The sequence below is a fragment of the Paenalcaligenes sp. DL 463 genome, from assembly GCF_057475185.1.
Genome location: NZ_JBYBKX010000001.1, coordinates 121,937 through 133,277 on the forward strand (window position 1 = coordinate 121,937; position 11,341 = coordinate 133,277).

9 protein-coding genes, 1 tRNA gene and 2 pseudogenes are annotated in these 11,341 nt (G+C 50.8%); 8 read left to right on the plus strand and 4 right to left on the minus strand.

The annotated features are described in order from the left end of the window. A complete protein-coding gene (locus tag AC2UZI_RS00615) occupies positions 1-1,572 on the plus strand; it encodes an aldehyde dehydrogenase (NADP(+)) (RefSeq protein ID WP_486941897.1) in 1,572 nt (523 codons plus the stop codon). A 100-nt stretch (positions 1,573-1,672) separates the two neighbouring features. Here AC2UZI_RS00615 and cysW read toward each other — a convergent pair whose 3' ends face one another. Genes cysW through cysP form a run of 3 tightly spaced genes read right to left on the minus strand, consistent with a single transcriptional unit; the run spans position 1,673 to position 4,415 of the window. After that, on the minus strand, positions 1,673-2,503 hold the full coding sequence (gene cysW, locus AC2UZI_RS00620; protein ID WP_486941898.1) for a sulfate ABC transporter permease subunit CysW: 831 nt from the start codon (positions 2,501-2,503) through the stop codon (positions 1,673-1,675). Next, complete coding sequence (gene cysT / locus AC2UZI_RS00625; RefSeq protein ID WP_486941899.1) at positions 2,500-3,396, minus strand: sulfate ABC transporter permease subunit CysT; 897 nt, start codon at positions 3,394-3,396, stop codon at positions 2,500-2,502. Before cysT ends, cysW begins: the two co-directional genes overlap by 4 nt. Before the next feature lie 14 nt (positions 3,397-3,410). Continuing rightward, a complete protein-coding gene (cysP, locus tag AC2UZI_RS00630; protein WP_486941900.1) occupies positions 3,411-4,415 on the minus strand; it encodes a thiosulfate ABC transporter substrate-binding protein CysP in 1,005 nt (334 codons plus the stop codon). A gap of 265 nt (positions 4,416-4,680) precedes the next feature. On the opposite strand from cysP, the gene AC2UZI_RS00635 reads away from it, so the two are divergent. The 5 genes from AC2UZI_RS00635 (at position 4,681) to AC2UZI_RS00655 (ending at position 10,444) form a co-directional block, all read left to right on the plus strand. Next, positions 4,681-6,699: a BCCT family transporter gene (locus AC2UZI_RS00635; protein WP_486941901.1), complete on the plus strand. Its 2,019-nt coding sequence runs from the start codon at positions 4,681-4,683 to the stop codon at positions 6,697-6,699. Positions 6,700-6,826: 127 nt separating this feature from the next. Beyond that, positions 6,827-6,902: transfer RNA gene (locus AC2UZI_RS00640), tRNA-Thr, on the plus strand. Between the two features lie 354 nt (positions 6,903-7,256). Beyond that, entirely contained in the window at positions 7,257-8,189 is a 933-nt protein-coding gene (locus tag AC2UZI_RS00645; protein ID WP_486941902.1) for an SPFH domain-containing protein, read from the plus strand. 74 nt (positions 8,190-8,263) lie between these two features. Continuing rightward, on the plus strand, positions 8,264-8,716 hold the full coding sequence (locus AC2UZI_RS00650) for an NfeD family protein (protein ID WP_486941903.1): 453 nt from the start codon (positions 8,264-8,266) through the stop codon (positions 8,714-8,716). Positions 8,717-8,791: 75 nt separating this feature from the next. Then, positions 8,792-10,444: a Na/Pi cotransporter family protein gene (locus tag AC2UZI_RS00655; protein WP_486941904.1), complete on the plus strand. Its 1,653-nt coding sequence runs from the start codon at positions 8,792-8,794 to the stop codon at positions 10,442-10,444. A 78-nt stretch (positions 10,445-10,522) separates the two neighbouring features. On the opposite strand, the pseudogene AC2UZI_RS00660 reads toward AC2UZI_RS00655, so the two are convergent. Further along, positions 10,523-10,819 (minus strand): annotated as a pseudogene (locus AC2UZI_RS00660) (hypothetical protein); the annotation flags it as partial. 33 nt (positions 10,820-10,852) lie between these two features. On the opposite strand from AC2UZI_RS00660, the pseudogene AC2UZI_RS00665 reads away from it, so the two are divergent. Both AC2UZI_RS00665 and AC2UZI_RS00670 read left to right on the plus strand, forming a co-directional pair. Continuing rightward, a pseudogene (locus AC2UZI_RS00665) lies at positions 10,853-11,005 on the plus strand (iron chelate uptake ABC transporter family permease subunit); the annotation flags it as partial. A gap of 152 nt (positions 11,006-11,157) precedes the next feature. Then, complete coding sequence (locus tag AC2UZI_RS00670; RefSeq protein ID WP_486941905.1) at positions 11,158-11,337, plus strand: ATP-binding cassette domain-containing protein; 180 nt, start codon at positions 11,158-11,160, stop codon at positions 11,335-11,337. Positions 11,338-11,341 lie beyond the last annotated feature (4 nt).

Genomic DNA, 11,341 nt, shown 5'->3' on the forward strand with positions numbered 1-11,341 from the left:
ATGAAACTAACTGGGCACATGATTATTGGCCAAGCGCTTGTCGCCGGCGCTGATCGCGATTTCCACGCCATCAACCCTTTCACTAATGATCAACTGGCACCTGCCTACGTCGGTGCCACCGCTTCGCAAGTGGATGACGCCGTGGCCTTAGCCAACGATGCCTTTGCGAGTTATCGCAGCACTACCCCCGAACAACGCGCTGTTTTTCTAGAAACCATCGCTGATGAAATTATGGAGCTGGGTGACGCGTTAATTGAGCGCGGCCAAGCCGAAACTGGCCTACCTCAAGCAAGACTTGTAGGTGAGCGCGGTCGTACGACCGGACAACTGCGTTTGTTTGCCTCAGTCGTGCGTGAAGGCGCATGGCATGGTGCCCGCATTGATTATGCACAGCCGGAACGCCAACCCATGCCACGCTCAGACATCCGTCTGCGTCATATACCCGTGGGCCCCGTTGCGGTATTTGGTGCCAGTAACTTCCCACTAGCCTTCTCAGTGGCGGGTGGCGATACCGCTTCAGCACTCGCTGCCGGCGCGCCTGTCGTTGTCAAAGCCCACTCTGCGCACCCCGGCACATCAGAATTGGTGGGCCAAGCTATTCAAAACGCGGTCAAAAAATGCGGATTACACCAAGGCGTATTCTCGCTAGTATTTGGCTACGATTACGCGGTAGGACAACAATTAGCTGCACACCCCTTTATTAAAGCCATTGGCTTCACCGGATCACGAGCCGGCGGTGTCGCATTGATGCAAACCGCCGCGGCACGCCCTGAGCCTATTCCGGTCTACGCAGAGATGAGCAGTGTGAACCCGGTGTTTTTATTACCGCAAGCGTTAAAACAACGTGGCTCTGCCATAGCAAACGGCTTCGCTGCTTCGCTGGTGGGCAGTGCGGGACAGCTTTGCACAAATCCCGGTTTGATTATTGCTGTTGATTCACCTGAGTTGGATGCTTTTATTGACACCGCCAAAGCCGCGCTAGAAGAAACCCAAAGCACAACGATGCTGACTCCGGGTATCTACAACGCTTACGTACAAGGCGTTAAGACGCTGTCTGAACATGCTGCCGTGAAGATCGAGGCACAAGGAAAGGTCGCTGAGGGCTGCAATCAATGTCAGGCGATTTTGCTAAGTACTACCGCCTCGGCCTTTATTAATGCCCCCGAACAACTAGGGGCTGAAGTCTTTGGTGCTTGCTCGCTGGTGGTTCGCTGTGACAATACCGAAGAGATGTTTACACTTATCTCGGTATTAGAAGGTCAGTTAACCGCCACGCTGCATTTGGAAGCCTCGGATGACGCGGAACTTGTACGCGAACTTATCTCAGCCTTAGAGTTAAAGGTAGGCCGAATTCTCGCAAACGGTTTCCCGACCGGCGTAGAAGTGGGACATGCCATGGTGCATGGTGGCCCCTTCCCAGCCACCTCAGACGGCCGCAGCACATCAGTCGGTACAAACGCGATCATGCGCTATCTACGTCCTGTCGCTTATCAAGACATTCCAAATGAGTACTTGCCTGAAGCACTCAACAACGAAAACCCATGGAATATTGTTCGTCGAGAAGATAAGTAAAACCACGTAGGCTTAGCGCCAACGCAAATCAGCCGCACTCGCCTTATAAGCGCAGTGCGGCTGATTTGCTTTTAGCCTGTGGATCTAAGCGTTAGTCGATTTAACGTTTAAAGCCCAATTCATTATCGCGCAAACGCCATTCAAGTATGCTTTTCAACGCTACCGTTAAGATGGCCATACATGCTAACAATGCCGCTGCCGTGAAAGCGGCTGCCGTTTTGTAATCGTTATTAAGCTGCTCGACCAACAACGCTAAGGTTAACGTTTGATTCATGATGGTGCCCGACACAACGGATACCGCACCGAACTCGCCAATAGCCCGGGCATTCGTCAACACCACCCCATAAACCAAACCCCAACGTATATTGGGTACGCTGACCTTCCAGAAAATTTGCCAGCCATTCGCACCTAAACTTAGTGCGGCTTCTTCGTAATCACTACCCTGTGCTTGCATCACAGGAATCAAGATACGCGCCACATACGGCACCGTTACGAAAATCGTAACTAGCAAAATACCAGGCCAAGCGAACATCAATTGAATGTTGTGATCAACAAACCAACGTCCTACGGCGGTCTCAACCCCATACACCACCAAATAACACAGGCCGGCCACCACGGGCGACACCGCGTAAGGGATATCAACAAATAAACTTAACAGCTTTTTGCCCCGAAACTGGTAGTGGGTCATGCACCACGCCAGTAATACCCCAAACAAGGTATTTAGTGGCACCGTTAACAGCGCTACGAATACCGTCAAGCCAATCGCATGCAACATAAAGTCTTCGCGTATGTTTTGCGAAAACAAGGCCCAACCGCCAGCGATGACCTGAGAGAAAATAAGCGCTAAAGGAATCACCAATAGCAAAATAACCAGCACAGCGCCCACTAAAACTTGAGCCCATTGCGCTAGGGTTTGTGGACTTTTTCTCATGATCGTTGACGCTGCCAACCCAGCAAACGTCCCTGTGCAACTTGAAGAATGAAAAGTAAAAGCAAGGAGGCCATCAGCACAACGGATGCAATGGCTGCCGCTGCAGGGTAGTTAAACTCTTGCAGACGAACAAAAATCATCAATGAGGTTACTTCCGTTTTGAAGGGAATGTTGCCCGCAATCATGATGACGGCACCAAACTCACCCAAACTGCGAATAAAGGCTTGAGACGCACCGGTTACCGTCGCTGGTATCAAAGGCGGCACAATGACACGCCAGAAAATCTGCCAGCGGTTTGCCCCTAAGGTTTGGGCGACCTCTTCGTATTCGGTGCCCAGCTCTTCAATCACCGGCTGCACAATACGCACCACAAAGGGCAAACTGGTGAAGGTCATGGCAATAAGAATACCAGGATACGCATACGAGATCTTAATGCCCCACTGCGCAAAGTACTGGCCCAACCATCCGCCCGGCACAAACAACGTGGCCAAGGTTAAACCTGCAACCGAGGTTGGCAACGCAAAAGGCAGATCAACCAACGCATCGATCATGCGTCGCCCGTAAAAGTTATAGCGGCTAGTAATCCACGCAATTAAAAACCCGATAAGCGTAGCCGCCACCGTGGAGTAAAAGGCGGCACCTAACGTGACCTTATAACTTTGCAGCACACGCGGGTGGCTGATCGCCCGCCAATACTGAGCCCATGTCATGTCGCTAACGTAAATCAGCAAGGCTGATAACGGCAGCAACACAATAATGGACAAATAGAACAGGCTAAAGCCAAAGCTGAGGCCAAAACCAGGAACGACGGGTTGTCTGAAAAAGAAACGTGGACGCGACTTGGGCGCAGCAAGTGCTGCGCCCGAAGTGGCCACCTGATTAGAGGTAGGCATAAGCTGCTTAAGGGTTATTGGGCTTGCAACTGATCAAGTATACCGTCGGTCGCGAAATGGGTTTCTTGAATTTCTGCCCAGCTACCTAACACTTCAGTAGGATTAATCAACTTCACGTCAGCAAATTTGCTGGCATTGGCCTCTACAACCGTAGGATCGGTAACACGGTAGTTAAAGTCGGCCAACAAGCTTTGAATTTCAGGCGTGTACTGAAACTTCAAGTACTCGGTAGCAATCTCGCGTGTGCCTTTGTCGTCAACCACTTTATCCACCACGGACACGGGGAACTCGGCCAATACGCTTACAGGCGGCACCACAATTTCAAGACCAGCAGACTTAAACTCGTCGCCGTTTGCAATGTTGATGACTTCGGATTCGAAGGTCAGTAACACATCACCTTGACCATTTTGCGCAAACGCTACCGTTGCACCACGGCCACCGGTGGGGAAGCTTTCAACGTTACGGAGCAGTTTTCCAACGAAGTCTTTAATTTGGTCCTGATCACCCTCGAATTTCTCGTTGGCATATAACCAAGAGGCTAAATACGTGTAACGGGCATTACCCGAAGTTTTAGGGTTAGGAAACACCACTCCAACGTCGTCACGAACCAAGTCATCCCACGTTTGGATGTTTTTAGGGTTGCCTTCACGCACTAAAAACGCAATGGTGCTGTAGTAAGGTGAGCTGTTATTCGGTAGGCGTTCGGCCCAGTCTTTAGCCACTAAACCACGATCAGCCAAAATCTCGATATCCGGTACCTGATTAAAGGTAACGATGTCGGCTTTTTTACCTTGAATAATGTCTTGAGCCTGACGTGACGTGCCCGCAAAAGATTGGTCGATTTTTACTTCTTCGCCGGTCTTTTCTTTCCAATACTCAACGAATTTAGGGTTTACCGCTGCGAAAGTTTCACGGGCCACATCAAAAGATGCGTTCAATAACGTGGTTTGCGCGCTTACGGTACCTGCAACAGCGCTTGCAACAATTGCGGCGGATAATACAACTTTTTTTAATGTCATCGTTTTGCCCTGAAAGCCTACGTCAGCAGGTAAAAGACCGCTGCCAAGCATAATGTGAATCGAAATATGGGTTAATTATGGGGAAGTGCCCAAAGAAACCGAACAATTTTGTACTCATTCACTTATAGCTAATAATTATATAGAAACGATATTTATCTGACTATTAATGATGAAACAAACTCACATTCATTGACCTACGCTTGCTTTGCAAAACGCCATTAACTGCTACACTTAATCGCAACTTAAAACACAGGGACCTTTCACCGTGAAGCCTTTCAAGCAAACGAGTCTTAATCCTCCCGTCTTTTACACTTCCTCTGCACTAATCCTGATTCTCGTTGGCTTTGCCGTATTTGCCTCCGATTTCACGCAACGGGTGTTCGGGCAGACACAAAGTTGGATTCTAGAAAACGCCAGTTGGTTCTATGTGGTTACGGTTGCCATTATTCTGTTGGTGACCATCTTCCTAGCGGTTAGCCGCTACGGCGACATCAAGCTCGGCCCTGACCATTCCCTTCCCGACTATAAAGACCGAACCTGGTTTGCCATGCTGTTTTCCACAGGCATGGGAATTGGTTTGATGTTCTTTGGCGTAGCCGAGCCCGTTATGCACTTTGTGGATCCGCCCATCGGCGTAGCAGGCAATGCACAAGCCGCACGCGACGCCATGAGCATTACCTTTTTCCACTGGGGTCTGCATGCGTGGTCAATTTACGCCATTGTGGGTTTAATTCTGGCCTTCTTCTGCTATCGACACGGCCTACCGCTGAAGCTTAGCTCTGCGCTTTATCCCATGATTGGTGATCGCGTTCACGGTCGTATTGGTCAAGCGGTGGATATCTTTGCTGTCATCAGTACCGTTTTTGGTGTGGCAACATCCTTAGGCTTTGGTGTCGCTCAAATCAACAGTGGACTGCAGTATTTATTTGGTTTTCCTGTCAGTATTAACAATCAAATTATTTTGATTGTTATTGCCTGCGGTATGGCCACGATTTCGGTCGCTAGCGGACTCGACCGCGGTATTAAGATACTCTCCGAAATCAACTTAGGTTTTGCTCTCGTTTTACTACTTTTTGTGTTGGTACTCGGCCCTACCGTCTTTTTGCTGCAGGCTTTCGTACAAAACACGGGTACGTATCTCGCCGATATCGTCAACAAAACCTTTAACTTATACGCCTACGAACCCAACGATTGGATCGGGGGCTGGACCTTATTCTATTGGGGCTGGTGGATAGCCTGGTCACCCTTTGTCGGTTTATTTATCGCCCGTATCTCTCGCGGTCGCACCATACGTCAGTTTGTACGTGGCGTGTTACTTGTGCCAGCTGGCTTTACGCTGTTATGGATGACCGTTTTCGGCGACACTGCCATTTATTACATTTTAGTAGATGGTCTTATTAGCTTCGGCGATATCGTCAAAGCCGATACGTCTCAGGCCTTATTCGTATTTCTTGAGGAAATGCCCCTAGCCAGTATCACCTCGACCTTAGCGATCGTAATGATCGTTGTATTCTTTGTCACATCGGCCGACTCGGGCGCACTGGTGATCGACTTACTAGCCTCTAAAGAAGGCTTGCCATCACCAGTATGGCAGCGTGTGTTTTGGTCCAGCTTAACCGGCGTGGTTGCCATCGCCTTATTACTTGCTGACGGCCTTCAAGCCCTACAAACGGCTACCATTGCCAGTGCGTTACCCTTCTCCATCATTTTATTACTGGCCATGCTCGGCTTGTTTAAGGCATTAAAAACCGATGCCACCAAACGGCAAATTCGTTATCAAACCATGACGCGTTCGCAACCCTTAGCGGCTGGTCAGTCTTGGCAGAAGCGCTTGCGCAACTTAATTGTGATGCCAAGCCGCGATCAAGTCACACGTTTTACAGAAACCACCGTTCACCCTGCCATGCAGGCCGTATCTAACGAGTTACGCAAGGCGGGATTTGATGCCAGCGTAACAAGGTCGGAAGCGGAAGACGACACGGAAGCCGGTTGGATGCTTAATGTAGAACATCATGGCGAATACCAAGACTTTCACTACATTGTGCGCCCCATCCCTGAAAACCGGCCTGCCCTAACACCCGCCGATGCCGAAAAAGACGGCACAGCGGTGTACTACAGAGCCGAAGTGTTCTTAAGTGAAGGCGGACAAGATTACGACATCATGGGTTGGACCGAAGATGAAGTCATCGGCGACATTCTTGATCAATACGAACGTCACCGACACTTCTTACACATGGTGCACGATAACGAGCCACAGCAAACTGAAGAACCTCCATCACAGTAAATTCAAATTGTGCCCGTCGCAATAACCAGCTTATAGCGATGGGCACAACGCGGTGTTGGAGAGTGCTTTTAAGTGATGTAAAAAAGGGCTTTGCTTTTTTTTTATTTCTTTGTATAATTCTTAATTCGCCGGCTTAGCTCAGTTGGTAGAGCAGCGCACTTGTAATGCGAAGGTCGAGGGTTCAACTCCTTTAGCCGGCACCAAAGATACATGCGGTTTACCGCAGAAGATGGCCTCCCACACGGGAGGCCATTTTTGTTTGTGTGTGGTGCTAAAAGTTATAGCTTGCAGCCTTCTATCAGGTATTAGCGCTGGGACGCTACGTCCGTGCACTCTGCGCAGATATTTATAATTGAAAGGCGCCTATCACGCAGTCCGAATTAGGTAGATATGAAAGAATAGTCGCTTACATTCGTCCTATAACCCCTAAAACTTCAATTCATCCACCCTATTTTCGTCATTTTGTAGCGATTCAATGCTTAAATCAGAGTTTAGGGTGAATTCGCACTCTTTAGGTGTCGAAGCGCTTTCCCTACTTTTTACGAAACGGAGTGTTTATGAATGGCTTCCTCATATTTCTGATTGTTTTAGCCATCGTTGTTATTGGTACGCTTTTTGCTGGCATCAAGGTGGTTCCGCAGGGGCAAAAATGGACGGTGGAACGTTTTGGGCGTTTTACGCGTACCCTTGAGCCGGGCTTGGGTTTGATTATTCCCTTCGTAGACGCCATCGGTAAAAAGCTAACGGTGATGGAATCGGTGCTGGATGTGCCCGAGCAAAGTGTCATCAGTATGGATAACGTGGCCGTTACCGCTGATGGTGTGGTGTTTTATCGTATTGATGAGCCCGAAAAAGCAGCCTACCAAATCAATAATCTGACTACCGCTATTGTTAACCTTACCACCACAAACTTACGCTCGGTATTAGGTTCGATGCAACTGGACGATATGCTTAGCAACCGCGAGTTGATCAATGCCAAATTGCTCGAAGCGGTGGATGAAGCCACGGCGCCTTGGGGCGTGAAGATTACCCGAATTGAAATACGCGATCTTAGTATGTCGCCCGAGTTACAAGAGGCCATGAATTTACAGATGACGGCCGAGCGCAGACGTCGCGCGTTAGTGACTGAAGCTAACGGTAAAAAAGAAGCCGAAGTGCTGAAAGCAGAAGGTGAGAAAAAGGCCGCCATCTTGCGAGCCGAGGGTGAGAAAGAAGCCGCCGTGCTTAACGCCGAAGCTCGTGAGCGCGAAGCGCAGGCAGAGGCTCAAGCCACACGCGACGTATCTGACGCTTTGAAAGGTGGCAATACTCAAGCCATACAATATTTTCTTGGTCTACAGTATGTAGAGGCCATCAAAGCCATTGGCGAATCCGAAAACAGCAAAGTGGTATTTATGCCTGTGGAAACAACGGCCATTACCAGTGCAGTGGGCGGTGTCGCCGAATTGTTAAAGGCGACGGGAATCACCTCGTCACCCTCAAAACCATAACAAGATAACGCGGATGACTCCGCTTTATCTTCATAAGCCCGTAGCTTCGTTTTCAGCATTAAAGGTATTGCACCATGGAATTGATTGACGCTCTGTTTAGCCACCCCTGGTACTGGTTAACCGCCGGTGCCATCTTAATGGGGCTGGAATTGATGGTAGCGGGGGTCTTTTTAATCTGGATTGGCTTAGGAGCCGTGGTGACGGGATTATCCGTACTGCTGTTTCCTGCACTACCCCTAACCGCGCAAATTGTGGTGTTAATCGTGGCCATGTTGGGCTCGGTACTGCTGGGGATGCGGGTACAAGCCAAGCGCACGAATGACGCGGCGTCCACTCTTAATGTGGGGTTGGAACAGTTCATTGGCCGCCGTGTCATTGCCGTGACCCACTTTGAGAATGGGCGGGGTCGCATCAAAGTCGAGGACACCACTTATAGCGCTCACAGCACCGAAGCAGTCGCTGCAGGCGATAGCGTCAGCGTGGTAGGGGTAGAAAACGGTGTCTTCCATGTTTCCGGCAAGCTCTGAGCCTAAGTAGAGCAAACGACTATACTTGTCGCACAACAAGTACGGGTTTGAATTGGGTGCTAAAGAGGGAAATTCATGGAGGTCGCATTTCGGATACTCGGCGGCTTAGGGCTGTTTCTGGTCGCTATGTCGCTACTAACCGATGGTTTGACGCATTTTGCCGGTGACTCGTTACGCCGAGGCTTGCTGCGGTTCACCGGCTCCCCTTTTAAAGCGTTTGTCTCAGGCTCCTTACTGACCCTTGTGGTGCAGTCATCGACCGCCACCACCGTTACCTTAATTGGTTTTGTCAGTGCCGGACTCATCACCTTTGCTCAGTCGCTAGGGGTAGTCATGGGTGCTAGTTTGGGTACCACCGGCACGGGTTGGATTGTGTCCACGCTTGGCCTAAAGGTGCAATTAGGCCTCTACACCTTACCCCTTGTTGGTACAGGTGCCTTACTGCGCTTGCTTGCGAAAGGGCGATGGCGCCATCTGGGTACGGCACTTGCGGGCTTTGGGATGTTGTTCGTCGGTATCGACACCATGCAAGAAGGCATGCGCGGGATGGGTGAGCAATTTACCCTGCCCGAACTTACAGCCGGAGACTGGATCGCTCGCTTTATCGCGTTAGGCATGGGCATTATCATGACGATTGTCATGCAGTCATCAACCGCTACCGTGGCCACAACGCTTACCGCCTTGGATGCCGGTGCGCTTAATTTTGAGATGGCAGCGATCGTGGTGATTGGCGCTGCCATTGGTACCACAATGACCGGCGTACTGGCTGCACTGGGTGGATCGCTTTATGCGAAGCGCACTGCGCTGGCTCATGTGCTGTTCAACCTGTCCAGCGGTTTGATCGCCATTGCGCTACTGCCGGTTTTATTGGCTGCTTTGCAATGGGCACAGACCCATCTGAACCTGCAAGCCGGTGGCGTTAGCCTAGCCGCTTTTCATACCCTTTTCATCGCCATAGGGGTAGCAGTATTTTTACCCCAAGCGCACCGATGCGCGCGCCAAATTGAGCGCTTATTGCCTGAACGCGGCGACTCGCCCACCCGCCTGCTCGATCAATCGCAGTGGCAAGTTCCTGCTCTAGCATTGGCTTCATCACATCAAGCATTACGGGCCACTACCACCCAACTGCTACAAGCGTTATCGACTGTGTATGTCAGCACACCCGGCGAGGCACCCCTACCGCGCCAACTGCCAGCTAAAGCCCTGCCTTCCACTGCCTTAGCCTTAGCGCAATTACAGACTTATTTATCTCATATCCCCTTCGAAGAAGACGATGCCAAGCTAGCCGAACACCGTTTGTATCAAATGCACGTGCTGGATCACCTATTGCGCTTGCACGGGCGAGCAGAACAACTGCCTGCGTTGCTTAACACCGAAGGCACCGCCGAGTTGCAAGCCGCACGCGAGTGCTTTACTGACATGTTAATCACCCTGCTGCCCGTGTTAACTGACACGGGAGATTTGACCGGCATTGACGTCTCGGCTCTGGCCAAGCAAAGCGAAGACATTGCGAGCCTGCGCCAGCACGCTCGACAACGGGTAATGCAACATAGCGAACCCAATCAGCGCGACCCAGGACAGGCGTTGCAAATATTGGATAGCATGCTGTGGCTGGACCGTACCGCGCATCACGTATGGCGAATCTGCCATTACCTTCAAGCCGATGAAGCCGCACAATTCACAGGCACGGGGTTGGTAGACACGGATATTGTGGCTGAGCCCCTGTAGGGTTCACGTAGTAAGCGATACTAAACACTAACTAGCCGTCTGGAATGCCATGCTATAGCGCACTCCAGACGGCTAGGCTTAAGGCCGAATGGTTACAGGCGTGATACTGCTGGTGCCATCAAGTTGAGGCACCGAGACCTGAAGCTGCAGCTCGCCGGAAAAATCCGCTGGCGGAGTACCGGATGCCGATGCAGAAAAATCAACCGTTAACGAGCTCGACGAACTGATCGCAGCAGATTGTGTAACGTCCCCGCCAGCCGTGATATTCACACCTTGCTCGGCGCTACCTTGCACGCCCGTTAGGCTGGTATTACCACCGGAAATAATATTGATGCAGCCACTTCCCGCATCGATGGTCGAACCGGTTTGAGTTTGGCTTTTTGACGTGCCACATGGCGACTCTTCGCCTTGCTCGCTCCGCTGTTGTTACTGATCGGACCATTAGTCGCCGTAACAGGCGGCATCAGTTTCATTGGCTTGGTTGTCCCCCATCTGGTACGACTTCTACTCGGTGCCCACCATCGGTACCTGCTTTTGATTTTGAAGTCAGCGAGGTGGTTGCCATGGGGGCCTACCCCTACCCTGAGCTTGAACCACACACTCTGGATGAGCCTACCTCCAGTTTGGACCCATTACATCAGCACCGCTTGCTGTGCAGCGTACGCAAGCTGGCTAGGGCCCATCGGCTTGGCATACTGGTCATTTTGCATGATGTGAATTTGGCCGCACAGTTCAGTGACCGCATAGCCTTGCTTTCTCAAGGACAAATTCTTGCCTGCGACACGCCAGCAAAAGTATTAACGGTAGATAACCTTAGAGAGGTGTACGGCATGGAAGCACACATCATGCCGCACCCTAAAACGCCGTATGCGCCGTTGGTGGTTTTTGGCTAGCGCC

What these genes read in the sequence shown, in the direction of transcription:
- AC2UZI_RS00615 (WP_486941897.1), top strand. Translation starts at nt 1, where the DNA reads ATGAAACTAACTGGGCACATGATTATTGGCCAAGCGCTTGTCGCCGGC.
- cysW (WP_486941898.1), bottom strand. Translation starts at nt 2,503, where the DNA reads ATGAGAAAAAGTCCACAAACCCTAGCGCAATGGGCTCAAGTTTTAGTG.
- cysT (WP_486941899.1), bottom strand. Translation starts at nt 3,396, where the DNA reads ATGCCTACCTCTAATCAGGTGGCCACTTCGGGCGCAGCACTTGCTGCG.
- cysP (WP_486941900.1), bottom strand. Translation starts at nt 4,415, where the DNA reads ATGACATTAAAAAAAGTTGTATTATCCGCCGCAATTGTTGCAAGCGCT.
- AC2UZI_RS00645 (WP_486941902.1), top strand. Translation starts at nt 7,257, where the DNA reads ATGAATGGCTTCCTCATATTTCTGATTGTTTTAGCCATCGTTGTTATT.
- AC2UZI_RS00650 (WP_486941903.1), top strand. Translation starts at nt 8,264, where the DNA reads ATGGAATTGATTGACGCTCTGTTTAGCCACCCCTGGTACTGGTTAACC.
- AC2UZI_RS00655 (WP_486941904.1), top strand. Translation starts at nt 8,792, where the DNA reads ATGGAGGTCGCATTTCGGATACTCGGCGGCTTAGGGCTGTTTCTGGTC.